Genomic DNA, 24,628 nt, shown 5'->3' with positions numbered 1-24,628 from the left:
GTATCTCTTCAAGACGAACGAAAGGGGTTTCATTGAAAGGCCAGCGGCGCGGATTCGCTTTGTCGTCCGCTGCGGGCAGGGGTTCGGCTCGCGATGCGCACGTCCGCCGCGTCGCGCGAACGCGTGCGTTCGCCGAGCCACGCGATCCAGCCCAGGCGCGGCGCGTTGCCCTGGTGCTGGCCGAGCCGCGCGGGCGGCACCTGCTCCTTCTGCAGCACGAGCTCGGCATCCCATTCGAGTTCGTCGCCCAGCAGTTGCGACATCCAGCGCTGCAGCACGGGCTGCGCATCGCCGGTCGGCAGAAACATGCGGTACTGCGCCAGATCGAGCGGCCCGATGTGCAGCCGCACGCGGTGCTGCCGGTCCCAGGCGCGCGTGCCGAGCATGGCGCCCAGGCCCATCGAACGCGAACTCTCGCCGCGGCCCAGCCGCGTGAACTCGCCGGCCGGCAGCGCCATCCAGTGACCGACCCAGCGCTCGAGCTTCACCGGCACGCCGAAGTAGCTGCACAGCACCGCCTCGACGCTCTCGGCGTTGTGCACGCGGCGCGCGAGCCAGCCCGAGAAGTGCAGCCGCGCGTCGTCGTGGATTTCGTCGCGGCCGATGCGCCCCGGCGTGCCGACGCCCACGAGCGCGCCGACCTGCAGCCGGAAGCGGTCCTCGTGCGGCCGGTCGAGCGCCACCGCGGGCCGAGCCTGCGCCCAGGCGCGGTAGAAGTGCAGCGAGAAGCGATGCAGGAAGCTGTCGAGAAAGGCGAGCCAGGTCGGGTCGCCATGGTTCAGGCTGCGCTCGCGGATGAAATCGCTCAGGTGCACCGGCAGCGGCCCGTTGGGACCGATGTAGGCAAAGAAATGCTGCCGCAGCCGCGGCGGCGAATGCGCGGCCGCCGGTTCGAAGCGGCTGAACGCGGCCGGCGCGAACGACAGCGACGGCTCCTGCCCCACGCGCACCGGCTCGGCGCCCGGCAGCAGCGCACGGCCCCAGCGCGGCGTGGTCGCGGCGGCGGCCTCGAGCCGGCGCAGCACCGCGAAGTAGTCATACGCCCAGGGCTGGTCCGAATACTGGCCGAGCGCCGCATCGACGCGCGTTCGCACCGCGTCGTGGGTGGCCGACGCGCCCGCGGCGCCGGCCGCTAGAGGATCTGGCGTGTCCCGCACAGCGGCCTCCAGCGCATGTTCTCGCCCTTGCCCGCCACGCGGACCACGGTCTCGACGAAATGATTGACCTCGACATGGCGCGCGAGATAGCGCGCCAGCACCGCGCCGAACAGGAACACGCTGTGGCCGTGGAACGCATCCTTGTCGACCTCGAGCGTGACCTCCAGCCCGCGGCCGAAGGCGATCGGCCCCTTCATCGGCAGCCGGCGCGCCACGGGTTTGGCCTTCACCGACAGCAGCCCGCGCACCTGGCCCTGGCGCATCTCGTCGCCATGCACCGCGTAGAGCATCAGCGTCTCGCGCAGCGCCGCGGCGCCCTGCTGCGGCGTGCTGTCGGACAGCGACAGGTAGTTGAGCGCGAGATGGTCGAGCACGCGCCAGCCCAGGCCCTGGCTCACCACCGGCGACACCGGCCGCGACGGGCCGCGCACCATGCGCACGCGCTGCGCGGGAAAGGAGTCGACGCAGTCGAAGTCGTTCTCGCGGCCCAGCGGCAGCAAGAGCGGCAGGTCGCGGTTGGTGCACAGCGCCGACACCGCGAGCTGGCGCAGCGTGCCCGCGTACGGCGCCTGCTGCGGATCGACGATCTGCATGTAGACCTCGGAGCCGATATGGCTGCTGCGGTTGCCTTCGGTGCGCTGGCGCACCGACAGCATGCGCGGCTCGCGCGTGGTCGTGTAGTAGGCCGGGTGGCTGTGGCGCGTGCCGTGAAAGGCCGAATAGAAGGGCCGGAACAGCTGCTCGGCCGCAGCGGCGTCCGCCCCCGGCGCGCCGTGGCCGACGACCTCGTTGACGGTGTGCACCTCGAAGTCCTGCGGCCGCGTGCGGTCGGGCACCAGGTGGAACTGGCTCACGCCCTCGCTGAGCGGCACGCGGTCGAGCCGCTTGTGGAACAGGTTGACCGCGGGCACGCAATGCAGCTGCACGTTCTCGGCGCTCACGAGCTTTTCGAGCGCGGCGTCGCCGCGCGAGAACAGCAGCACGATCTCGACCTGCCCCACCGGCATCGACGACAGCACCGGCTGCAGCCCGCCGAGCTTGATGAACTGGAAGCGCTGCGGAAACGCGAAGTACTCCTGCAGCAGCCGAAAGCCAGAAAAACCCGTGGCCGTGACCGGCAGCAGCGCCTCTTCGTCGTCGAAACCCACCGCGCCGATGGCGCTCGCGGGCAGGCTGCGCACCTCGCCCTGCAGCGCACCGCCCGCGCCGAGCGGACGCACCAGCACGCCGATCGGCCGGCCGAGCGCGCATTCGTGCAGCTGCCAGGCCACGTCTTCGGCGCCCCCCAGGTGCAGCACCAGCTCGTCGAGCGCGATCTGGCTGAAGTTCAGGCCCGCGGTGGTGCGCAGCTGGATGCGCAGGCCGCCGCGGATCGCGCGTGATTCCGGGTGCGTGGCCAGCGGCAGGTCGGGCGCATAGCTGAAGTACTGCGCGCGCTGCACTTCGAGTGGCCACAGCCGCATTGCGGCCGCGGTGCGGAATTCGCAATACGTGTTCTGGCCCACGGCCTGGCGTGCGCGCAGGCCCGCACCGCGCGGCAGCGTCGGGCCGGTCGCGAGGTTGGCGTCCTCGGGATCGTGCGCGAACGAGACCACGGCCATCGCAGGCGTGGGCGCGAGGAAGTGCGGATAGACGATGTCGAGCAGGTGCCCGGTGAAGCGCGGGTACTCGGCGTCGAGCTTGAGGTTGACGCGTGCCGACAGGAAGGCCGTGGCCTCGATCAGCCGCTCGACGTACGGGTCGGCGACTTCCTGGCCCTCGATGCCGAGGCGGTGCGCGATCTTCGGGAAGGCGCGAGCGAACTCGGCCGAGCTTTCGCGAAAGTAGCGAAGCTCCTGCTCGTACAGGTTCAGCAGCCGGGGGTCCATGCGCGGGCGCTACCGGTTGGACATGTCCTCGATCTCGATGCGTCCTTCTTCCAGGTCGACCCGGCTGCGCATGAGGAACTCCAGCGGCACGGGCTGCGCCCACAGCATGCCGCGGATCTGCAGGCCGATGCTGTTGTGCGAGTCGAGGGCGGGGCCATCCATGACGAGTTCCACTTCGAGAGTGCGTGACAAGATGCGGGGCTCGAACTGCAGGATCGCGTTCTTCAGAGCCTGTTCCATGCTGACACGCTGGACCGACGAGGTGAACTGGCCAGACAGCATAGGCAATCCGTAGTTGAGGACCGAGCGCGCCGCGTTCGGGTACTGCCGGTCGTCCATCGCGAGGCCGTAGCCGGTGGCATTGAACAACCAGCTCAGGTCGCGCAGCACCGCCGCGCGCAGCGCCTGCTTGGTGAGCGTGCGCTTCTCGTCGCTCTCGCGTTTTTCCCCGGGCGCCTCGTCGACCAGCCGGTCGAGCAGCGAAGGCTGCAGGCGCTCCTGCGCGCTGAGGTCAGCCACCGCCCGATCCTTCGGCCGCCGGCGCGAAGACGATCTCGCGCACATCCATCAGCGCGTACTCGCCCTGGTCGCTGCCGAGCACGCGCTGCCCGTGGCCGGCCCAGACCTCGGGCCGCAGTTCGCGCCATGCGGTCTTGCGCGCAAGCCGCAGCTCGCCGTCGTCGCACTGCTCGCTGCCTTCGTAGCGCGTGGGGATCAGCGCCAGCGTCTCGCCGCCGTTCTCGAACGCAAGGTGCGCGGGCATCCACACGCAGTCGCGCAGGTCCTCGGGCGGCTCGATCTTGATGTGCGACAGCCGCGCGTACGGAATCCAGTAGTACTTGCCGTTGACGAAGGCCTCGAGCACCGGCCCCAGGCGCATGTCGGCATCGGCCAGCCATTCGAAGGGAACGCCGTCGATGCGCCCGCCGACCGCGGGCGCCGCGTCGAACGCGCGCTGGCGCAGGTCTTCGGCCAGGTCGGCCTCGCCGCGCCCCTGCCGCAGCAGCGACTCGATGAGCAGCGCCAGCCATTCGTCGGGCTGCCCGAAGATCATCGGCGTGCGCGTGCCGGCGAACACCTCGGCGCGCAGGCCCTCGCAGCGGATGGCCTCGCCATACACCTGCTTCATCGGCACCGCGAGCGCATCGAGCTCGGCGGCCACCGTCAGCTGGTTGAGCGCACGCTCCCACTGCCCGAGAACGCACAGAAGCTGCGCCATGAACACGCGCGGCTTGCTGTCGGAGGGCTTGGCGCGCACGTCGTCGCTCAATGCCTTGAGGGCGCCGACGGGGTCGGCGGACTTGAGGAGTTCGGCGGCAGTCATTTTGTCGGTTCCTCGCATGGATTCGAGAGGCCCGCGACAGCGAGGCCCGTTCGGGAGCACCCGCGGAACCGGCTTTGCCGGGCCGCTGGGTGCGCCCCCCAGTGGGGGGAGGCGTCGAAGGCGCTTCGGGGGGCGTTCATACCTATGCCTCGACGAAGGTACAAGTTCTGACGGCGCCGCGCGCGCCGGTCTGCTGCTGCGGTGCCGAGCGCATCTCGAGCTTGCGGTAGCTGAAGAAGATGATGTCGCAGGGCCGCTTGGGCGAGCCGCCGGTGACGATCGCATGGCACTGCACGCGCGCGCCCTCCATCACGAACTCCAGGTGCGACTGCATGTCCTTCGAGCTGTCGCCGCCGGCCTTGAAGACCGAGACCGTGACCTTCAAGTCGGCGTCCTGGCTCTTGAGCAGGCTCGCGATCGAGGCGGTGGCGGCGTCGCAGTCACGGATCACGATGAACGGGTAGTTGCGCAGCTTGCCCTTGCTCGCGCCCGGCGGCACGATCACGTCGGTCTTGTACGAGTAGCCGCCGATCTCCATGCGCTGCTTGCCGTCCTCGTAGGTGCGCTTGGATTCACCCTCGATCGCCGAGCCCTTGCTCTCGATCATCATCGCGAAGTCGTTGCCCGACTGGCCCGAGAGGTGATCGAGCAGGCGCAGGGCCTCATCGGGGTCCAGTTTTCCGTCGTAAGTCCAGCTCATGTCGATCTCCTGATGGCAGAAAAGTAGGTGGGTGCGGTCATCGCGCGGCCGGGCCCTCGCCCGGCCAGCGCACCAGGGCGGCATAGGTCTGCCGCGCCTTGTCGGGCGCGGGCTGGCCGCGAAGCCGAAGCCCCGCCAGCCCGCCCGTGGCGGTGTCGAGCGGCGCGGCGCCGAAGAGCCGCGGCGCGGTGTGGGGGCCGGCCACGGTCGCGAGCACCAGCAGGCGCGCGCCGCCGGCCGACGCCAGCCACGGCAGCTCGAAGCGCTTGGCCGCGGGTGCCTCGCGCGTGCCGCGCTCGAAACGGTTGGTCGCGCCGGGGTCGTCGGGGTAGACCGCGCGCAGCGCCCCGTCGGCGTCGACGCCGACCACCACCATGTCGACCGAATGGCCGCTGGCATTGCGCACATGCAGCGCGGCACGCTCGCCGTCGCCGAGCGGCAGCAGGCCGCCTGCGCCCGCACGCAGCGCCGATTCGCTGCGCAGCAGGCGATCGCCCTGCCACACCTCGAGCACGGCGTCGAAGCCTTCGACCGGCGTGGCGCCCGCCTGGCCGATGGCGACCAGCCGGTTCCACCACTTGAGGCGCGCGAGCAGCGCGATGCGCCTGCGCGCTGCCGCGGCATTGGGCAGCAGCTGCGTGCCGGCGCCGAGCGCGGGCGAGAGCACCTCGATGCTGTGGCCGGCGGCGCCGAGGTCCGTCCAGCGCACCTCGGGCGCCTCGGCCGCATCGCCGCCCGCGCTGCCGAGCAGTGCGACCGAGGCGGGATAGTCGAGGTTCAGCCGCTGCTGCAGCTGCGGTTGGCCGCGCACGCGCAGTGCGAACGCGGCCGGTGCGGCGAGCGGCGACACGTTCCAGAGCGCGCCACCCGGCACGTCGCGCAGTGGCGCGGGCACCGGCAGGCGCGCGCTGTCGATGTCGGCCTGCGCCAGCCGCGACGGGGCGCTGCGCTGGGTGCCGTCGTCGAGCGTGGCGCTCACGCGCAGTTCCTGCGATGGCTGCACACCATCGATCAGTCCCGCCTGCAGCACGAGCTGGTCGCCGCTGCGCTGCGCGCGCCAGGCCGGGCGCGTGGACGCCGCGCCCGCGCCGTTGGCGAACAGCGGTGCATCGAGGTTGCCCTCGGCCACTGGCGAAGGCAGTTCGCGCGTGGGAAAGCGCTGCGCAAGCTCGTCGATGACCGGCGGATAGACCGAGAGCACGCCATCGAAGAGTTCGCGCCAGGTCGCGGGCCGGCGCTCGAGCGCGCCCGCCACGGCCCAGGTCAAAAGGCCCTGCGACCGCGCGTGGCGGCCCTGGCGCGGCAGCCGGAGCTCGGGCGTGATCTGGTGGCTTTCCGATGCGAAGAAGGCGACGTAGCGCGCCCGTGGCACGCGCTCGGACGCGGGCGGCGCGGGCACTGCAGCGACGGCGGGCGATGCGGCAGCGGCAGCGGCCTGCAGCTGCGCGGTGCGCAGCCCACGCCAGCGCACCTCGTCGTCGGGCGGGCCTTCGGCCACGGCCGGCGCGGCCGCGGTGCTGCGCGTCATCGAGGTGGCGGCGCAGGTGTCGAACACCGACCACACGAACACGTCGCGCGCGAGGAAGGCCTCCACCCAGGCGTCGAAGTCGACGTCGCGCATCCCGCCCGAGAGCGCGGCCTGCGCGCCCACGGTGCCGCGCACGTCGCGCGCGAGAAAGTTCTCGGCCAGGCCATCGGGCTCCTGGTAGCGCTTGGCCGCATCGCGCCAGCGCGTGCCATGCCCCGAGAAGTAGAGGAGCACGAAATCGCCGCTCTTCGACTGCGCGAGCAGCCGGCCAAGCGCCTCATGGATGGCGTGCGACGCGGGCAGCGCCGCGCCCTCGACGCCGTCGGCGAGCAGCACGATGTCGTTTGGCGCAAAGCCCTGCTTGAGCAGCGCGTCGCGCATCAGCATCACGTCGTTGCGCGGGGCCTGGAGCCAGAGCGATTGCGGCTGGTTGACGAGCTCGGAGACGCCGACGAGCAATGCGCGCTGGGCGGCGGCGGCCTGCGGTGCGAGGAGGAGCATGGCGGCGATCAGCAGCAGGCATTGCAGGAGTTGCGAAGCGATCGAGCACCGCGGGCCCCCACCCCTGCCCTCCCCCAGAGGGGGAGGGAGCAAGACGGGGAGCCGTGCGCCACGGGTCATGGCCGCTCCGTCGCGCGTGCGGCAGTCTCGACGAGCGGCGACGCAGCCAGCAACTGCAGGCTCTGCTCGACATCGGGCACGCGCAGGCGCCAGACGCCGTTGCTGCCCGGCCCACCCACCACTTCGGCCGACACCGCCTGCAGCAGCCGGTCGGCCTCGTCCACGCGCACGCCGTCCTTCCAGCGCACGACGAGGTCGGCACTCGCGGCGGCGGGCGCGGAGGGCAGGTTGCGGAAGCGCACCGCGTCGTCTTCATCGCCACGGCTGCCGAAGAGGCCAACGTTCTGCACCACCACGACCAGCGCGAGTACGCCGAGCGCGGGCCGCATCCAGCCCTCCGTACCGAACCAGCGGCGGATGCTGCCCCACCAGCCGCCTTCGGGCCGCGGCTGCGGCCTGGCGCGCGGCGTGCCCTCCACGGCCTGCGGCTGCAGCGCGGTGCCAAGCTGCGCCGCGGCGGTGCGGTAGAGCGCCTGGTAGTCGGCGCGCGGATCGTCGGCGCCGAGGGGGGTTCCGCACAGCACCGAAAACACGCCCCCCGCGGTGCGCAAGGCGATGTGGCCCGGCGCCGGCGCGATGCCGAGCGGCGCCTGGGCGGCCCATTCGTCGTGCACCGCGCGGATGGCGGCGAGCCGCGTGGCCGAAACCTCGCCGAGCACGCGCGCGCAGAGCTGCGGGCTCGGTTCGAGCGTGACCACGTTCCAGGCCTGGACCAGTCCGAAGGCGGGTTCGAAGGGCTCGTCCCCGGGCTCGAGCAGCACGTCGTGCGCGCCGGCCCAGTCGGCCTCGCTGGCGGCCATCCAGCCCTGCCACACGCTGCCCTGCACGCAGCGGTCGAGCAGCACGCCGAGCAGCCGACCTTCGTGCACCACGCTCACCAGCCGGCCTGGCGCCCAGCGCGCGGTGAAGGCGCGGCGTGCGACGGCCTCGCGGCGCGCCGCCAGTTCGGCGAGCGGCAGCAGCAGGTCGAGCACCGCGCGCGGCGCATCGGGCGGCGGCGCGGGCGTGGCGCGGTGCGGTATCGCGACGACGGCCGCCGTGTCGGCTGCAGGCGGCGCGGGCACGGCACCCGGCGCCTCGAACGCGCTGCGGATGACGCTGAGGGGGGGCCAGAGTTCGGTGGTCGGCATGGCGGTCTGTTCCTGAATGGCTATGTCTTCAGGCATAAGACGCTTCAGCGCCGAGGATTTTGAAAACCTGCAGGATCGCGGCCATGTTCTCGCGCTCGATCGCGATGCCCAGCGTCTGCTGCAGCCAGCCGCCGAGCCGGGTCTTGGCGTAGTCGGCCGTGAGCGCCTCGCGCTTGTGCACCAGGCCGAGCCGGCCCGCACGGTAGTGGTACGACGCAATGGCGTGGCGCGACGCGATGCCCGAGAGCCCGCCCTCGGCCTCCCTGCCGAAGCCTTCGCAGAGCAGCAGGCGTTCGGGTTCGTCGAGTTGCGCAATGAAGGCGCGTGCCGCCTGCTGCACCGCGGCGGCGCTCAGGCCGTGCTCCGCGAGGCAGGCGTCCATGTCCTCGTCGGCGCCGAGCGCCTCCTCGAGCTGTGCCTCGGTGACCTGGTCGCCGATCGAGAGCTTGCGCCGGAACGAACTCGCACGCGTGCAGTCGATCAGGTAGCGCCGGAAGTACGCGCACAGCGCGAAGGCGCTCGACGGCGCGCTGTGGCCCGCGCGCTCGTCGGCCTCGTCGGGATCGGCATCGAGCCGCAGCACCTTCACGTAGATGAATTGCGCCACCAGCTCCTGGCGGCCTTCGCCCAGCACCTGCAGCTCGGGCGGATTGCAGGCCACGAGCGCATCGCCCACGATGCGGTACATGGCGCCCATGTCGCTTGCGGACAGCGTCTGGCGCCGGCGCCAAAGGCGCACGAGCTCGGTGCTTTGCGCGGACGACAGCGTTTCCTGCATCACTGGCTCTCCCCCAGGCTTCGCGCACTGCGTGTCGCTTCGCCCTCCCCCTCTCCGGGGGCAACACCAGCGGCCCGGCAAAGCCGGTTCCGCGGTGTTTCCCGAAGGGGCCGCGCTGCGCGGGCCGCTGCAGGGACGGACTGGCAGGCGTTGTGCATCAATCGTCGACGCAAATGTCTTCAGTGGGCACCAGGCATTGCGGCAGGTCCGCGCCCACGGCCGCGCCGCGCGTGCGGATCCCCGAGGACGCGGCCGCCTGCGCCACCGCGAGTCCGCGCGGCAGCAGGATCCAGAGCTGGCCGCGCTCCTTCATGCGGCGCGCATTGGCTGCGGCCTGTTGGCCGTTGCCGAAGAAGTAGTCGGCCCGCACCGCGCCGCGGATCGCACCGCCGGTGTCCTGCGCAATGGTCAGCCGCTGCATCGGCTCGCCCGTGCGCGGCGTGCGCGTGGAGATGAACACCGGATAGCCGAGCGGCGTGCTGCGCGGATCGACCGCGATCGATCGGCCGGCCGACAGCGGCACGCCGAACGCGCCCACCGGGCCACCCTCAGGCGACTGCGACTCCTTGAAGAAGACGTAGCTCGGGTCGGTGATGCCCGAGCCGGCGACGCGGCCGGTCGCACGGCGCCCCGGCACCACCACCGCGCCGCTGGTCACGGGCCGCGCCAGCGTGAAGCCGCGGGTGCGGATCACGCCGGTCTCGACGCCATCGGTCTCGTCGTCATCGCCGTCATCGAGCTCCAGCTCGATCGACGAGCCGCGCACCTTGACCGCGCTGCGTGGCTTGCCGTTGGGCGCCTTGGCGATCGTCGGGCGGAAAGGCTGGCCGTTCTGCTCGGCATAGGCCACGCGCACGACCTCGCCGCTCGGCAGGCGGATGCGGCCCGAGCCCTGGATCTGCATCTCGTAGAGGGCGGTGGCGCTGCTCACGAAGGCCAGCACCTTGGCGTTGGGCGCGCCCTTGGTCTCGATCTCTTCGCGCGTGTAGTAGGGCAGCAGCTGCTTGCCCTCGACGCGCAGGCGCACCTTGCGGTCGAGCGTGTCGCGCGTGATCGCCGAGAGGTCGAGCGCATAGAGACCGGGCGCGCCCATGTCGCGCGTGCTGAGTCCCGTCTGCACCAGCACGTTGCGGCCCTGCACTCGCGCGGCGACCGTGCCGTTGCCGCGCGGCAGCTTGCGCGCGTCGGCGAACAGCATGTCTTCGGGCTGGCCGTACACCGGGTAGATGTAGGGCGGCGCGTAAGTGCGGCTGCCCGCGATCTCGGGCTCGAAGTAGCCCGTGACCACGCCGTCGGGCCGGCGGTCGTCGTCGCGGATCTGGTAGGCCGAGAACTCCTGCTCGAAGAAGCCGCGGATCGCGACGTCGTTGCGGCTGTCGACCCGGAGCGCGCGCGCACACACGTCTTTCCATTCGGCGCCGCGGCCCGTGAGCACCTTGCAGCTCGTGAGGAAGGCGGGCCAGCTCTCCGAGAAATCGTCGCGCCGCCAGCCGGGCACGGCATCGAAGCTGACCGCCGTGTAGGTGGCCAGCTGGGTGGAGAAGGTGCGCGCCTGGCCGGCCACGCTTGCGCCTGGCGGGGGCCGCGCGGGGGCGGGTGCAGGCGCAGGTGGGGCGGCGGCCACCACCGCGGACGCGGCGGGCGCGCTGGCGGGAGCAACAGCGGCCCCGTCGGCGCTGCGCCCGAAGTACGGCAGGTTGGCGCAGCCTGCCGCGAGCGCGGCGGCGGCCACGGTGGCCCAGCGAAGCGCGGGAACGAAGATCGGCGACCGTGTGTTCATGAAAGCCTCCATGTCGGCAGAAGAGGGCCCGGCGGGCCCTCCTCCTGCAGACGATTACTTCTCGACGATTTTGAAATTCGCGACGCCGTACGCGTCGTTGCAGGGGACGCCGGGCGCGCACATCGGCTTGCCCAGCAGTGGCGACGGTCCGGTGCCGCGGTTGGCCTCGAGCGCTGCCAGCACCGGCAGCGGGAACTGCGGGAACACGCCGTCGTTCTGGACGCCCGCGTTGCCGAAGTCGCGCTCGTGCTCGCTCACGAGCACCGCGAAATGGTTGGTGCCCGCGGGTCCGCCCGCGTTCATCGGCCAGGAAGCGCGCGGCAGCGAGAGCGCGTTGCCGGCCGTGAGCTTGTTGTGCTTGTCGAGCAGGTTCGGGAACAAGAGGAACATCTCGCCCCCGCTGGACAGCAGGAACACGTAGGCAAAGCCGTCGCGCTGGCTCTTGATCTCGAAGCCGAGGCGGTCCTTGCCGATCGCGACCTCGGCCTTGGCCGGCACCGCCGCCACACCGAAGCCCGGCGCCGCGCCGGCCGCGAGCGATCGCAGCGACTCGAGCGGCGTGCGGGGCTTCGGTGGAGGGGGCGGTGGCGGCGGCGGCGGCGGTGGGGCCTCGACGGCGCTGTCGCCCGTGTCGGCCGGCGGCGCGGGCGCCACGGCAACGGCCTGTCCTCCGCTGCCGCCATCGGCAGGCGCGTCGGCTGCGCCGCGCAGCCACCACCAGCCACCGGCACCCACCGCGGCAAGCAGCGCGACCGAGGCGATCGTGGCCACGGTCTTGCCGCTGCCGCCACCGCCGTCGGCGCGGCCTTGCGGCCGGGGTGCCGGTGCCGGTGCCATCGCCTTGCTGCCACGCCCGATGGTGGTCGGCAGATCGGCCTGGGCCATCGCGCCCGCGCCGGGCGATGCCGGCGAGGTGCGAGGCGTCGGCGCGATGCTGGTGCCGACTTCGAGATCGAGCGCCGCGCGCAGTTCGGCCATCGACTGCGGCCGCGCCTCCGGCCGCACGCCCAGCCCCGCGTCGATCGCCTGCAGCAGCCGCAAGCTGTAGCGCTCGCGCAGGATCTCGTTGCCCGCGAGCGGCACGTAGCTATCGGAAAGCAGCCGCGCCACCGAAGGCGGCGGCGCGCGACCGCAGACCGCCACGTGCATCACCGCCGCCAGCGCATAGACATCGGTCCAGGCGCCCTGCGACATGTCGGGCATTTCCGCGTACTGCTCGATCGGCGCGTAGCCCGGCTTGAGGATGACGGTGATCGCCTGCGTCTTGTCGGTGATCACGCGGCGCGCGGCGCCGAAGTCGAGCACCACGGGCCGGCCCGAGCCTTCGAGCAAGATGATGTTGTCGGGCGCGATGTCGCGGTGGTAGCAATTGGCACCGTGCATCACCGCGAGCGCCTGCGTCACGCCGTCCATGATGCGGATCAGCCAGGCCTCGTCCACGCCCGCGGGAATCGACACCAGCGCCTGGCGCAGCGTGTCGCCGCGGTAGAACGGCATCACCATGTAGGTGGTGCCTTTCTCCTGCCAGAACCGGTAGACCTTGAGCAGCGACGGATGGTCGAACTGCGCGAGCAGGCGCGCTTCGTTGATGAAGCTGCGCATGCCGAGATCGAAGGTCTCGCGGTGCCGCTCGGACAGCGGCACGACGGTGCCGTCCTGCTGGCGCGTGGAGAGCGAGGTGGGCAGGTATTCCTTGATGGCGACGACGCGCTCGAGCGTGTGGTCCCAGGCTTCGTAGACCACGCCGAAGCCGCCTTGGCCGATGACGCGCGTGATCTCGAATTCGGCGAGGCGGCTGGCTACGGGGAGGAGGCCGGCTTCGTGGGTGCCGGTGGCGGGGGCTGTGACGGGTGTGCCGGCGGTGATGACGGTGGCTGCGGTGTCGCCCAGCGTGGTCGGCGCGTCGGTCCGGCTGCTGACGACGCGGGTGCGGTCTTCTTCGTCTTTGTTGGAGTCGGTCATGGACGGGCTCCTTGTTGGCGCAGGCTGAGCGGTTGTTTCCCGGGGCCGGGGTGTCCGCCCGACGGCGGCCTCACTTTCTTTTGCTTCGCCAAAAGAAAGTAAGCAAAGAAAAGGCGACCCCGCTGTCTGCGACCCCTTCGCTGCGCTACGGGGCAACCTGCGGTGCTCGCGTTTCGCGGGGTCTCGCAGAACTCGCTTCGCTCAAACAGCTGCGAGCCCTGATCCGCGAAACACTCCGCTCCTCGGCGCAGCCAGAGGGGACTTGGAGACCATGCGGGCCGTCGCTGCGCTCGGCCCCCGGCGCAAGCGAGCACGCTGCGCGCGCTCGCGTTGGTGGCCGAGCGCAGCGATGGCCCGTCGGTTCCCCACCCCCTTCTGGCTGTGCCGAGGAGCGCAGGTGGAGGCGGGATCAGGGCCGCAGCTGTTTGAGCGAAGCGAGTTCTGCGGACCCCCGCCGGAGCCGAGCACCGCAGGTTGCCCGTAGCGAAGCGAAGGGACACAGACAGCAGGGTCGCCTTTTCTTTGGCTACTTTCTTTTGGCGAAGCAAAAGAAAGTAGCTCGCCCGCCGGGGCGAGACCCGGCCCCGGCAACGAAAACGAGCAACCCGCCTCATTCCCGCCCCCCGAGAAACAACGCCTCGAAGGCCTCATCGCGCGGCAACCCCCGAACCAGCATCCGCATCGAATCGTCTACAGCAGGATCCGCCATCCAGAGCGACTCCCCCGCTGCAGGCATCGCCAGCGAACCAGCCGCCGCCCCCGAGACGAAACCCGAAGCAAACACCCGCCCCAGCACGGCATCGAACCGCAACGCATCGAGGTCGCCGTCGAGCCCTTCGAGCGCGGCCCGCGTCGCACAGGCCCACCATGGCAGCCCCGCCGCGAGCGACGCAGACGGCACCGCGACGGTGAACGGAAAGTACCGCCCCACCCCATCGACCGACGGCATCATCACGCCGATCCAGCCGTCCTCACCGGCCACCCCCGGCCCGAGCGCAAAACACCAGACCGGCGCCTCGAGGTAGTGCGATGTCCAGTCCGAATGCCGGTCGCGCAGCCGCGCGAGCCCCTGCTGCAGCCACGGGTCCCACGCATCGCGAAACGACGCGGGCAGCCGGCGGTGCGCGAAGTCGCCCATGCCCGGCAACTTGCCGAACCATCCGGGCAACGCTGCGGCCTCCATCGTCATCATCAGAGGCCCTCCGGACAGGAGAACTCGCGCAGTTCCTTCAAGCGGATCGGATGCTGCACGCTGTTGGTCGTCACCTCGAAGCGCGTCTTGCGCGGGCCGATCTGGAAGGTGATGAAGAACTTCTCGGGCGCATCGCCGGCCTCGAGCTGGCCGTCGTCGAGCGCGCGGAACAGCGCCCACGGCCCGTCGACCGCCGCGCCCGAACTTCCGGTGGCCGAAGGCGGGCTGACCTGGATGCGCACCTGGTTGCTGCCCTTCGGGCCGGGCCACTGCACGGCCATCGGCACCACGGGGCCGTGCGCGTACTTCACGAGCTGGCCGTCCACGTCGAGGATGAACTGCGTGATGCCGGCGTCCATCTCCACCGGCTTGAAGTCGAGCCGCATCGACGGCCCGCGGCCGCCGGCACGGAAGAAGATGTCCTTGATGCGCGCGGCGCGCTCGAACTGCGCCAGCGCCTGCGTGGTGATGGCGCCGCGCTCGGCCACGGGCTTGTAGCGCCACGGCCGGGTGCTGGTGTCGACCAGCGATGCGAGCCGCTTCTGGAAGAAGTCGTCCATCAGCCCGCCGGCGCCGAACATCTGTCCGAAGTCCTCGGGCAGCACGTCGCGCTTGCTGCTGCCCACGAACGGATAGCGCCCGGCGATCGCGCGGTTGCAGAACTCGGTCACGGGGCGCAGGTCCTGGCTCAGGTTGCCGCGCTCGGCGACCTGCGCCTGCGCGGCGCCGGTCTGGCTCAGGTTCTCGACCATGGTGCGCACCGGCTCGGGCAGGCGCCCCGCATCGGACTTGAGCTTGCCGGCCACGTCGCCGGGCGGCGGCGAGGTGCGGCCCTTCACGGCCGTGTCGACCGCGTTGAGGTACACGTAGACCTCGTTGAAGAGCTTCAACGCATCGTCGAGCGGCGCGGGCTGGCCCGGCGCCACGGGCGTGACGAGGCGGCGCAGCGGCTCGAAGCGGTCGTCGACGATGCTCTCGATGCGCTTGCCGCTGGCCACGGGCCGGGTCGGATCGCCGCCGAACAGGTCTTCGAGCCCCTTGCGCGTGCTCGCGACGGTGGCGCTCGCCTTGCTCACCACGTCCTTGGGCTGGTCGGCGGGGATCAGCGTGGTTTCCTTCACCACCGCGCGCAGGAAGTTCGCAAGCGGCGAGCCCACGCCGGAGAGGATGCGCGCGGCCTCGATGTTCTTCTCGAGCCCGGTGACGCGGATCAGCCGCACGTCGGCCAGCAGCGCCTCCCACTGCTTGACGTACTCGGCCAGATACAGCCGGCGCACGCGATCGGTCAGCGCGCCGATCGCCGCCGCGTCGCGCAGGCGGTCGGTGGCGCTGCGGTCCTGGCCGAGCACCCACGGGTCTTCCTGCGCGAGCAGGCCGGTGAGCACCACCACCTCGTTCTGGAAGCGCTTGTGGTAGCCGTCATAGGTGAACATGCCCGGCACGCCTTCGGTCAGCGGCTTGCCGCTGATGCGTTCGAACACCAGCGGCGCCGAGGGGCCTGCGGCGGCGGCGATGCTGAACGCCGGAATGTCCTTGGTGGCGCGCTGGCGCTTGAGGCGGCTGAACACGCGCTGCTCGAGCGGGTAGCTTGCAAGCATCGCGCGCACGCTGCGCACCAGGTTGTCGTCGATCTTGAGCGGCGAGCGCGGCGGGCCCTGGGCGATCAGCACGTCGAGCTGGCTCTCGAGCGCCAGGCGCTGGTCCTCGGGAATGCCGCGGTCGAGGCTGCGCGCCCAGTCGAGCGTGATCCAGGCCTTGAGCGCCTCGGCATCGAAGTGCTCGGGCTGGTAGAGCATCAGGTAGCTCTTGAGGGCCTCGTAGGTGTATTCGAGGTTGTCCCGCTGCGCGGTGCGCAGCTGGTCCTCCACACGCTTGGCGATCTGCGGCAGGAAGGCGTCGTTGAGCGCGCGCTGGTGCGTGAGCATGGCGGCGGCGTCGAGCTTGTCGCCCTGGTACAGGCCCAGCGTCATCGCGAGCGGTGCCTCGCCCTGGCGGTTGTCGGGCGTCTTCCAGATGTCGCGCAGGCCTTGCAGCACCGGCGCCACCTCGACCAGGTTCTGCACCCGCGACGGCAGCGCCGCGAGCGCCTGGCGCGCGGGCTCGACGCGTGCCTCGACCGAGCGCAGGTAGTCCATGTTCTTCATTGCGCTCCACCCCCAGCCCGCGAGCAGCCCGAGCGTGACCAGCGTCATGGCCGCAACGCCGGCCATGCGCAGCGTGTGGCGGCGGCGCTCGAGCTTCACGTTGGCGCCGGCCAGGCGCTGCTCGGGAAACACCACGTCGCGCAGCAGCGCGGTCAGGAAGTAGCTGCGCCCGCTCGACTTCTGCGGCGCGAGCATCGCGCGCTCGATGCCGAAGCTGCGCGAAAGGCTGCCCATCACGCGGTCGATCGGGCTGCCCTCCTGCGTGCCGCTGGTGAAGTAGACGCCGCGCACCCACGGCGGCTGCGCAAAGCGCGAACCGGTGAACACCTGCTCGAGCAGGTCCGACAGCATTCCGCCGACCGAACCGAACTGCGCCGGAAAGCCGAAGATCGCGGCGCGGCGCGTTCCGTCGGTCTCGCGCTGCATGCGCGGGATCAGCCCGTCGTTGATGCGGTTGTGCAGCAGCCCGAACTCGCGGTGGAACGCGGCGGACAGGCCCTTCTCGTCGGCCTGCACGTTTTCGTCGGCCGCGAGCGTGAAGCCGAAAACCTGCGCGCGCTGTTCCTTGCCGAGGTCGTCGAAGTAGTCGGTGAAGCCGTAGAGCAGGTCGCTCTTGGTGACGAGCACATACACCGGCAGCCGCGTGACGAGCTTCTCGTCGAGTTCGAGCAGCCGCGCCCGGATCGACGCGGCGAGCTGGCTGCGCTGTTCGGGCCCCTGGCTCAGCAGGTCCGCGACGCTCACCGTGAGGAACACGCCGTTGAGCGGGCGACGCGGCCGCACCTTGCGCAGCAGGCCCAGGAAGCCCTCCCACGCGCTCTTGTCCTCGGCCTGGTGGCTGTCCTGCGTGGTGTAGCGGCCCGCGGTGTCGATCAGCACGGCCTCGTCGGTGAACCACCAGTCGCAGTTGCGCGTGCCGCCCACGCCGCGGATCGCGCCGGGGCCGAACTTCTCGGCGAGCGGAAAGCTCAGGCCCGAGTTGACCAGCGCGGTGGTCTTGCCCGCGCCCGGTGCGCCGATGAACACGTACCACGGCAGGTCGTACAGGTAGCTGCCGCCCGAGATCGAGAGCCAGTCGCGCCAGCCGGGCTTCTTGCCCGCAGCATGCAGCCGCATCTGCTTGAGCGTGGCCACGGCCTCGGTGAAGCGGGTGTCGAGGATCTTCTGCTCGCCGTCGACGGGCGCGCCGGCCTTGGGCGCAGGCGGCTTCATGAGGCCATCGGTCAGGAACTGGCTCGCACGGCGCGCGCGCCAGCGACGCCACAGCACGCGCAGCACCACGGCGAGCACGACGAGGCCGATCAGCACGCCGCGCGAGAGCTCGGTCTCGAGCGGCGCCAGTTCGCCGATGCGCACGAGCGGGCCGATCCACCAGATCAGCAGCGCGACGACCACCAACGCCACCAGCGTCAGCAGCAGCGGGCTGAACACCAGACCGAATAGCTTCTTGATCATTTCGTCACCCCCGCCGCAGCCACCTGCTCGGGCCCGGCCAGCAGCACGATCTCGACGCGCCGATTGCGCGCGCGGTTCGCCGGCGAATCGTTGGGCGCCACCGGTTCGGCATCGGCCTTGCCGTCGGAGCGCATGCGCGCCGGCTCGACCAGCGTGGTGAGCGCGCCGCGCACCGCATCGGCGCGGGCCGCCGACAGATGCCAGTTCGACGGATAGCGTAACGACCGGATCGGCTGGTTGTCGGAATGCCCGGTGATGAGCACGTCGCCCTTCACCTCGGCCAGCGCCTGGCCGATGCGGCGCAGCACCGGCAGCGAACTCGCCATCGGCTCGGCGCTGCCGGAGCCGAAGAACGAATCGCCGCGCAGGCGCACCGTGCTGCGGTCGGCCTCGTCGGTCACGGTGACCAGGCCCTGCTTGATCTCGGGCTCGAGAAAGCGCGCGAGCCGCGGTGCCTTGGCCGGCGTGGCCGGCGGCGCGATCTGGATGTTGGGAACGCGCAGGCTCGAGACGGCCGCATAGGTGGTGTCGGAGCGGTGGTTGAGCGCGAGCCGCAGGCCGAACCAGGCCAGCGCGAGCAGCAGCGCGAAGCCGGCCGCGAACACCCACAGCGGCAGCGATTCGCGCAGCCGCACCATGCCCGCACCCTGGCCGCGCCAGTGCGGCGAGAGCTCGGCCTCGAGCGGCGGACGGTCCTTGGCGATCAGGTCGGCCAGGCGCTGGCGCACCGAGTCGAGCTGCGCGCGGCCGTTGTCGACCACACGGTAGCGGCCTTCGAAGCCGAGCGCGAGCACGCTGTAGATCAGCTCGAGCAGATGGCGGTGCGTGGGCACGTCCTGCGCGAGCTTGGCGAGCAGCTGGAACACCTTCTCGCCGCCCCAGGTCTCGTTGTGGAACTGCACCAGCAGGCTCTGCTTGTTCCAGCCGGCCTGCACGCCCCAGGGCGTGTTGGCGACCGCCTCGTCGAGCGAGGTGCAGAGCACGTAGCGCGCCGCCAGCACCGTCTCGTTGGCGATGCCCGCGCGGCGTGCCGCGGTATCGAACCGATTCACCTCCTCGGCGGTGGAGGCCCTGAGCGCGGGCACGTTGGGCGGCTGCGCCAAGTTGCGCAGCTTGGCCGTAAGCACCAGCAGCTTGCCCGCGGCCGAGACCAGCGGATTGAGCAGCCCGATCTCGCCGACCTCGGCCGGTGCGGGATCGCTCGCGGGCATGAATGGCGGCGGCGCGGCCGCGGCCGGCGCACTGCCCGCCGGCGTGCGCGGCTTGGGCTTGATGACCGTGCGCTCGGACTCGAACGCCGCGAAGGGGTCGGGAGTGGTCATGATCTGATGGCCCAGAAAGCCAGGTCGAGGCCCGGAAAGTCGCCCGCGATGTGCATCGCGATGCCGCCCGACTGTTCGAGCTGGCGCCACAGGTCGCTGTTGCGCGTCTCGAGCTCGAAGTAATTGGCGCCCGCATGGAACGGGATCTGGCGCGGCGCCACCGGCAGCGGCGTGAGCGTGACGCCCGGCAGCGCGAGGTTCACCAGGTCGCGGATGCGCTCGACCGGCCCGATCTTGACCTGCGTCGGAAAGCGCGCGCGCAGCGCCTCGCTCGGCATGTGCGCGTTCACGGCGAGCACGAAGGTGGCGTTGCGCTGCAGCTCCACGTCGGCCACCACCGCCACGCGCACGCCGTGCTTGCGGTCGTGCAGGTCGATGCGGATCGCCGACTGCTCGAGCACCATCGAAAGGCTGCGCCGCAGGTCGTCCATGAGCGGACGGAAGCTCATCGCAAGGTCGTCGTGGACGTAAGGGCCGAAGCGCGTGACGCGGCGCGAATCGCGAAAGCTCGCGAGATCGCCGGCCAGCCCGAGCGCCTGCGCGAAGAACTCGCGCGGATGCAGCATCGCGCTCTTCGCCAGGTGCGCGAACACCGCCTCGTTGCGGTTCACGGTCTGCAGCAGCATGAAGTCGGCGATCTCGGCCACGCCGCCGGTTCCGCCCTGCGTCATGCGCCCGGCCAGCGCCTCGCCGCGCTGGCGCAGCAGGCCCAGCAGTTCGTCGAGCCAGGAACGGATCACCGCATGGGCCGCCACGTCGAGCAGCGGCGGCAGCATCGCGCGGTCGAGCTGCACCTGGTTGTCGACGCGGCGCTCGACCACGCGCGCCACGCCCAGCGTGGTCCAGGCATCGGTCGCCTCGCTCGCCCGCATCAGGCGCGTATGCAGCTGTCCGAGTTGCAGCATCGCGGTGCGCTCGCCGGCGGTGTTGGAGTCGGGCACTTCCGACTCGAGCACGCGGTGGCGCACCAGCTCCTCGTATTCCTCGGCATCGGCCTCGCGCGCACCGGCGCGGCGCAGCGGCAGCGCAAGCACCACGGCCTCGTCGCGCATGGTGGATGGAATGTCGATCGGCTCGGGCAGCGGATCGACCGCCGGCATGTCGAACACCGTGCCGTCGCCGAAGATGCCGACCGCGCGCACCAGCGCGAGCTTGCCGAGCGTGAGCGCCGCGGCATCGATCTCGACCTCCGCAAAGCCCCAGGCGTACGGCGTGGTCGAGCGCAGCAGCACATGCCGCGCATGGTCGCCATGACGCTCGCTTTGCTGCAGGTGCTGGGGCTGCAGCAGCATCCCCTCGCTCCAGACCACTTTTGTTCGCCAACTCATCCGCACTCCGTCAAAGGCAAGGGCTGCCCGAAGAGCTGGGAGTTTCCGGCGCGGCGCGCGGCGGGCAAATCCGCCTAACGGCCTAGACGCCGGGTTTTGGAGCTACGGCGAAGGGAGTAGTGGCGGCGTTTTTTTGGGGCTCAGCGCGCTGCGGTGTCGGTGCTCGCCGCGCCGAGCCGCTCGCGCCGGCTGCGGTAGGTCTGCTCGATGCGCTGCAGGCGCCGCGAGCGCGAGGCCTCGTCGACCCACGCCGCGGCCATGGCGTGCTGCCTGCCGAGCTGGTGTTCGAGCTGCGCCTGCGGCAGCAGTGCGCTGTTGTCGGCCGCGGCGTAGCCGTAAGCCGCGCGCAGGTTCTTGAGCACCTCCTGCTCGGGCTCGGCGCGCGGCCCCTTGCCCTGGCCATAGTTCACCAGGAAGGCCTGCACCCTGGCCTGGAATGCGGCCGGGTAGCTGCGACGCAGCACCATCAGCGCGCCCGGCGGCGGGCCCGATTCCCACACGACGTGCAGCCGTGCGGCCTCGACCGGAAACTGCTCCCTGAAGCGTTCGAAATCCGTCGTGTTGTTGGTCGCCACGTCGGCATCGCCGTTGGCGACGGCCAGCGCCGTGGCCTGGTGGGTGCCGATGATCTCGCCGCGAAAGCGGGTTTCCATCGCGATGTCGTGCGGCAGGAAGAGCTGGCTTTGCGGCACCTGAAAACCGGTGACCGACCGGCTGTCGCCGCGCGCGAGCCGCCAGCGCTCGGGCTCGGCGAGCACCGCCTCGAGGGTGCGGGGCTCGCCGCTGCGGCGCGTCAACAGCACCGCGCGGTGCGTCGGCATGCCGGGGCGGCGCGCGATCTGCGCCACCACCGTCATGCGCCGCTGCATCACCGCGTCGAGCGCGATCTTGGCCGACAGGAACGCCATGTCGATCTCGTCGCGCTGGATGGCCCGGTCGAGTTCCGCGTACGACGCGACCGAATGCACGCTCACGGGCACGCCCAGCGCGCGTGTCATGTCGTCGAGCAGCGGCATCCACAGCGCCCGCGACTCGACCGCGCCGCCGAGCGGCAGCACGCCGAAGCGCACCGGGCGGGCGGGCACTTCCGTGCGCTCGGCCTGCGCCGCCGGTGCCGCACAGGCCGCCACCAGCGCGAGCCCCGCCGCCAACAGGCGCGGGGCGAGCAGAAAGCGTCGCAAGGCCGAGCCCGGCATGGTCATCGACCGGGGAGCGCGTCCTGAAGGGCGGCGGACTGCTCGGCGTAGCTGCGGTCCAGGCGCAGGAGGCGTGCCTGGCGCGCGGCCTCGTTGACCCATTGCGCGTTCATGGCGTTCTGCTTCGCGAGCTGGTGGGCCAGGTTGGCGGCGGGCTGCAGCGAACTGTTGTCCGCGGCCACGAAGCCCGCCAGGTCGTGCAGCGACTTGAGCACCGCGCGCTCGGCATCGCCCTGCGGCCCTTTCGCGCGGCCGTAGCCGACGAGGAACGCCTGCACCCGGCTGCGCAGCTCGGGCGGGTACGCGCGCCGCATCACGATCTGTGCATGGGGAATGAGGTCCGACTCCCACAGCACCTGCAGCCGCTTGGCCTCGGCCGGAAAGCGCTGCTTGAAGCGCTCGAAATCGGCCGTGTTGTTGGTGGCCACATCGGCCTCGTTGTTGGCCACCGCGAGCGCCGTGGCCTGGTGGGTGCCCACGATCTCGCTCAGGAAGCGCGTCTCCATGGCGATGTGGTTGGGCAGAAAGAACTGCAGCTGCGGCACGATGAAACCCGACACCGATTGCCGCTCGGCGCGCGCGAGGCGCCAGCGCTCCGGTTCGGCCAGCAGGCTCTTCAGGGTGTTGAAGGGCGGGGCGCGGCGCGCCAGCAGCAGCGCCCGGTAGCCGGGCAGGCCATCGTGGCGCACCACCTGCGCCACGACCTTCATGCGGCGCTGGGTCACGGCGTCGAGCGCCATCTTTCCAGACAGGAACGCCATGTCGACCTTGTCGTCGCGGATGGCCTGCTCGAGCGCCTCGTACGAATTGACCGAAAGCACGCTCACCGGCCGCGCGATGGCCCGGCTCAGCTCGGCGAGCAGGGGGTCCCAGTCGCTGCGCGACTCGAAGGCACCGCCGAGCGGCAGGATGCCGAAGCGCACCGGCGACTCGGCTGGCTGCACGGGCTCGGCCGCGGCCAGCAGCGGCAGGCCGGCCGCGAAGGCGATCGCTGCGGCGCCCCGGCGCAGCCAGGCGGCGGCCTGCCCTAGGAGGCAGCGGCGACGGCAACGTGGGAAGGCCAGCATGATCGGACGGGAAGACAACGTGGCGCCAACGCGGGTCAGCGGTCTAACATGAGCGGAAGCGGACGCAATTAGATATCAAATACACAAATAGGCGGCATTTTCGCGATGTTTTTCCTCCTTTCTGCCCAACCAAGGTGCCCATGGGCTTGACTTCCAGGCGCTGGATACACCCATGAAATGGAACTTCCGCGTCCTGCGCGGGCTGGCCCGCCTCACTTTCGCGCAGCAGCTGATCCTGCTGGCGATGGTGCCGGCCACGGCGGCCACGCTCGCGGCGATCACGGTGCTGACGCGGCAGCACCTGGACAACCTGACCGAGTTGATGCGTGCCAATGCGCAGACGGTGGCGCTTCAGGTCGCCACGGCCGCGCAGGCGCCGCTGGTGCGCATGGATCGCCGAGCGCTGCAGCGCACGGCCCAGTCGGGCACTTACCAGCCGCATGTGCAGCAGGTGCAGATCTGGTCCGAGGACGGCGAGATCGTCGCCAACTCCGAAACGGTCGACCGCGCGCGCGGCGATGGCCTGCAGGTGGTGGTGCCGATCGTGAGCGACGAAGGCCAGCCGGGCGGCAAGGTGATGGTCGAGATGAGCCTCGAAGCGGTGCAGCAGGCGCGGCGCTCGGTCTGGCTCAACGTGGTGCTGGTGCTGGCCACCAGCCTGGTGGGCGTGGGCCTGGCCGGCTGGTGGGCCGCGCGCCGCATCAGCGAGCCGATCCGCGCGCTCGGCAAGGCCGTCGACCGGCTCGGCGCGGGCGAGTCCGCGAGCGTGACGATCGAAGGCACCTCCGAGGTACGGCATCTGCAGCACGGCTTCAACCAGGCCGCGCGTGCGCTCGCCGAAAGCCACCGGCTGCTGCAAAGCCGCATCGCCGATGCCACCGCCGAACTCGCGCGCAAGAACCAGCAGCTCGAGGTGGCGAGCCAGGCCAAGACCCGCCTGCTGGCCGCAGCCAGCCACGACCTGCGCCAGCCGCTGCACGCGCTCACGCTGTTTTCCGACGGGCTCGCCAACGGCGAGACCGACCCGGTGCGGCTGCAGCGCATCGGCCACATCCGCGAATGCGTCGATTCGCTCGACCGGCTGTTCTCTGAACTGCTGAACCTTTCGCAGCTCGACGCGGGCGTGCTGCAGCCGCAATGGGCCGAGTTCGCGCTCGACCAGCTGTTCGACGAGATCAGCCGCAACTTCCGCCCGGTCGCGGAGCAGCAGGGCCTTCGCCTGGTGGTGCGCAAGACCGACCTCTGGGTGCGCTGCGACTACGTGATGCTCTCGCGCATCCTCAACAACCTGGTGTCCAACTCGCTGCGCCACACGATCGAAGGCGGTGTGCTGGTCGGTGCGCGACGGCGCGGCAAGGGCGTGCGCATCGAGGTGGTCGACACCGGCGTGGGCATCGCACCGCAGCACCAGGCGCGCGTGTTCGAGGAGTTCTACCAGGTCGAGCCCACCGGCCGCAATGCGCCGCGCGGCCAGCGCGGCATGGGCCTCGGGCTCGCCACGGTGCAGCGGCTGGCCGAGCTGCTCAACACGCGCGTCGAACTCACGTCGCGGCCGCAGAAGGGCACCTGCGTGCGGGTGCTGGTGCGCTCGGCACCGGCCGCGCTCGCGGCACCCGTTGCGCCCTCCGCGACGGGCGCGGCCGAGGACGACGACGCCGGCCTCGCACCCCTGCGCATTCTCGTGATCGACGACGAGCGCACCATCCTCGAAGGCCTCTCGGTGGTGCTGACGAACTGGGGCGCCGAAGTGATGGCGGCCCAGACCCGCGCCGAGGCGCTCGCGCTGGCCGACACATGGGCCGAGCCGCCCGACGTGGTGGTGAGCGACCTGCTGCTGCAGGGTGGCGACAACGGCCTCGGCGTGATCGCCGCGCTCGAGCGCCATCCGCGCGGCATCGGCGCCGCCACCGCACGCCTGCTCGTGACCGGCGAGACCAAGCCCGACCGGCTGCGCGAAGTGGCGGAGGCCGGCATCGCGGTGCTCTACAAGCCGGTCTCGCCGCGCGTGCTGCGGCAGGCGATCCTGGCGCAGCGGGCGGCGGTGATGCAGCAGGCAGGCCGAGGCAGCGGCTGACC

17 protein-coding genes are annotated in these 24,628 nt (G+C 71.1%); 1 reads left to right on the top strand and 16 read right to left on the bottom strand.

All coding sequences use genetic code 11. The features are described from left to right. Positions 1–29 precede the first annotated feature (29 nt). The 16 genes from tssG to phnD all read right to left on the bottom strand — a co-directional run bounded on the left by tssG (position 30) and on the right by phnD (position 22,552). A complete protein-coding gene (gene tssG, locus AC3A6J_RS18075; protein ID WP_487861349.1) occupies positions 30–1,157 on the bottom strand; it encodes a type VI secretion system baseplate subunit TssG in 1,128 nt (375 codons plus the stop codon). Continuing rightward, the gene (gene tssF, locus AC3A6J_RS18070; protein ID WP_487861348.1) at positions 1,133–3,025 is read right to left on the bottom strand and encodes a type VI secretion system baseplate subunit TssF; all 1,893 of its coding nucleotides are present in this window, start codon (positions 3,023–3,025) and stop codon (positions 1,133–1,135) included. The genes tssG and tssF overlap by 25 nt, the downstream gene beginning before the upstream one ends. A 9-nt stretch (positions 3,026–3,034) precedes the next feature. Further along, on the bottom strand, positions 3,035–3,544 hold the full coding sequence (tssE, locus tag AC3A6J_RS18065; protein ID WP_487861347.1) for a type VI secretion system baseplate subunit TssE: 510 nt from the start codon (positions 3,542–3,544) through the stop codon (positions 3,035–3,037). Further along, positions 3,537–4,349: a type VI secretion system accessory protein TagJ gene (locus AC3A6J_RS18060; protein ID WP_487861346.1), complete on the bottom strand. Its 813-nt coding sequence runs from the start codon at positions 4,347–4,349 to the stop codon at positions 3,537–3,539. The genes tssE and AC3A6J_RS18060 overlap by 8 nt, the downstream gene beginning before the upstream one ends. Before the next feature lie 142 nt (positions 4,350–4,491). Continuing rightward, positions 4,492–5,049, bottom strand: coding sequence for a type VI secretion system tube protein Hcp (locus tag AC3A6J_RS18055; RefSeq protein ID WP_487861345.1), 558 nt, complete (start codon positions 5,047–5,049; stop codon positions 4,492–4,494). Positions 5,050–5,086: 37 nt separating this feature from the next. Continuing rightward, positions 5,087–7,078: a caspase family protein gene (locus tag AC3A6J_RS18050; RefSeq protein ID WP_487861344.1), complete on the bottom strand. Its 1,992-nt coding sequence runs from the start codon at positions 7,076–7,078 to the stop codon at positions 5,087–5,089. A 116-nt stretch (positions 7,079–7,194) separates the two neighbouring features. Then, on the bottom strand, positions 7,195–8,328 hold the full coding sequence (locus AC3A6J_RS18045; protein WP_487861343.1) for a hypothetical protein: 1,134 nt from the start codon (positions 8,326–8,328) through the stop codon (positions 7,195–7,197). Between the two features lie 28 nt (positions 8,329–8,356). After that, a complete protein-coding gene (locus tag AC3A6J_RS18040) occupies positions 8,357–9,106 on the bottom strand; it encodes a hypothetical protein (protein ID WP_487861342.1) in 750 nt (249 codons plus the stop codon). 157 nt (positions 9,107–9,263) lie between these two features. Beyond that, positions 9,264–10,886, bottom strand: a complete 1,623-nt coding sequence (gene mltA, locus AC3A6J_RS18035; RefSeq protein ID WP_487861341.1) for a murein transglycosylase A — start codon at positions 10,884–10,886, stop codon at positions 9,264–9,266. Positions 10,887–10,940: 54 nt separating this feature from the next. Beyond that, positions 10,941–12,848 (bottom strand): protein kinase domain-containing protein, encoded by a 1,908-nt coding sequence (locus AC3A6J_RS18030; RefSeq protein ID WP_487861340.1) that lies wholly within the window; start codon positions 12,846–12,848, stop codon positions 10,941–10,943. 610 nt (positions 12,849–13,458) lie between these two features. Continuing rightward, entirely contained in the window at positions 13,459–14,040 is a 582-nt protein-coding gene (gene tagF / locus AC3A6J_RS18025; protein ID WP_487861339.1) for a type VI secretion system-associated protein TagF, read from the bottom strand. Then, on the bottom strand, positions 14,040–17,639 hold the full coding sequence (gene tssM, locus AC3A6J_RS18020) for a type VI secretion system membrane subunit TssM (RefSeq protein ID WP_487861338.1): 3,600 nt from the start codon (positions 17,637–17,639) through the stop codon (positions 14,040–14,042). Before tssM ends, tagF begins: the two co-directional genes overlap by 1 nt. Continuing rightward, positions 17,636–18,961 carry a DotU family type VI secretion system protein gene (locus tag AC3A6J_RS18015; protein ID WP_487861337.1) on the bottom strand — a complete coding sequence of 442 codons (1,326 nt, stop codon included), beginning with the start codon at positions 18,959–18,961 and terminating at the stop codon, positions 17,636–17,638. Before AC3A6J_RS18015 ends, tssM begins: the two co-directional genes overlap by 4 nt. Beyond that, entirely contained in the window at positions 18,958–20,289 is a 1,332-nt protein-coding gene (gene tssK / locus AC3A6J_RS18010; RefSeq protein ID WP_487861336.1) for a type VI secretion system baseplate subunit TssK, read from the bottom strand. Before tssK ends, AC3A6J_RS18015 begins: the two co-directional genes overlap by 4 nt. Before the next feature lie 140 nt (positions 20,290–20,429). Beyond that, a complete protein-coding gene (locus AC3A6J_RS18005; protein ID WP_487861391.1) occupies positions 20,430–21,485 on the bottom strand; it encodes a phosphate/phosphite/phosphonate ABC transporter substrate-binding protein in 1,056 nt (351 codons plus the stop codon). Positions 21,486–21,487: 2 nt separating this feature from the next. Then, positions 21,488–22,552 (bottom strand): phosphate/phosphite/phosphonate ABC transporter substrate-binding protein, encoded by a 1,065-nt coding sequence (phnD, locus tag AC3A6J_RS18000; RefSeq protein ID WP_487861390.1) that lies wholly within the window; start codon positions 22,550–22,552, stop codon positions 21,488–21,490. 172 nt (positions 22,553–22,724) lie between these two features. Here phnD and AC3A6J_RS17995 point away from each other — a divergent pair, with 172 nt between their 5' ends. Beyond that, on the top strand, positions 22,725–24,626 hold the full coding sequence (locus AC3A6J_RS17995) for an ATP-binding response regulator (RefSeq protein ID WP_487861335.1): 1,902 nt from the start codon (positions 22,725–22,727) through the stop codon (positions 24,624–24,626). Positions 24,627–24,628: the final 2 nt, after the last annotated feature.

This window comes from Variovorax sp. Soil_C_39, from assembly GCF_057656815.1.
Note: the sequence above shows the minus strand (reverse complement) of the source record. Positions and strands in the feature narration are given on the sequence as shown.

Bases quoted from the DNA above. Each gene is read 5' to 3' on its own strand.
- tssF (WP_487861348.1), bottom strand. From the start codon at position 3,025: ATGGACCCCCGGCTGCTGAACCTGTACGAGCAGGAGCTTCGCTACTTT.
- AC3A6J_RS18060 (WP_487861346.1), bottom strand. From the start codon at position 4,349: ATGACTGCCGCCGAACTCCTCAAGTCCGCCGACCCCGTCGGCGCCCTC.
- AC3A6J_RS18055 (WP_487861345.1), bottom strand. From the start codon at position 5,049: ATGAGCTGGACTTACGACGGAAAACTGGACCCCGATGAGGCCCTGCGC.
- AC3A6J_RS18050 (WP_487861344.1), bottom strand. From the start codon at position 7,078: ATGCTCCTCCTCGCACCGCAGGCCGCCGCCGCCCAGCGCGCATTGCTC.
- AC3A6J_RS18045 (WP_487861343.1), bottom strand. From the start codon at position 8,328: ATGCCGACCACCGAACTCTGGCCCCCCCTCAGCGTCATCCGCAGCGCG.
- AC3A6J_RS18040 (WP_487861342.1), bottom strand. From the start codon at position 9,106: ATGCAGGAAACGCTGTCGTCCGCGCAAAGCACCGAGCTCGTGCGCCTT.
- mltA (WP_487861341.1), bottom strand. From the start codon at position 10,886: ATGAACACACGGTCGCCGATCTTCGTTCCCGCGCTTCGCTGGGCCACC.
- AC3A6J_RS18030 (WP_487861340.1), bottom strand. From the start codon at position 12,848: ATGACCGACTCCAACAAAGACGAAGAAGACCGCACCCGCGTCGTCAGC.
- tagF (WP_487861339.1), bottom strand. From the start codon at position 14,040: ATGATGACGATGGAGGCCGCAGCGTTGCCCGGATGGTTCGGCAAGTTG.
- tssM (WP_487861338.1), bottom strand. From the start codon at position 17,639: ATGATCAAGAAGCTATTCGGTCTGGTGTTCAGCCCGCTGCTGCTGACG.
- AC3A6J_RS18015 (WP_487861337.1), bottom strand. From the start codon at position 18,961: ATGACCACTCCCGACCCCTTCGCGGCGTTCGAGTCCGAGCGCACGGTC.
- tssK (WP_487861336.1), bottom strand. From the start codon at position 20,289: ATGAGTTGGCGAACAAAAGTGGTCTGGAGCGAGGGGATGCTGCTGCAG.
- AC3A6J_RS18005 (WP_487861391.1), bottom strand. From the start codon at position 21,485: ATGCCGGGCTCGGCCTTGCGACGCTTTCTGCTCGCCCCGCGCCTGTTG.
- phnD (WP_487861390.1), bottom strand. From the start codon at position 22,552: ATGCTGGCCTTCCCACGTTGCCGTCGCCGCTGCCTCCTAGGGCAGGCC.
- AC3A6J_RS17995 (WP_487861335.1), top strand. From the start codon at position 22,725: ATGAAATGGAACTTCCGCGTCCTGCGCGGGCTGGCCCGCCTCACTTTC.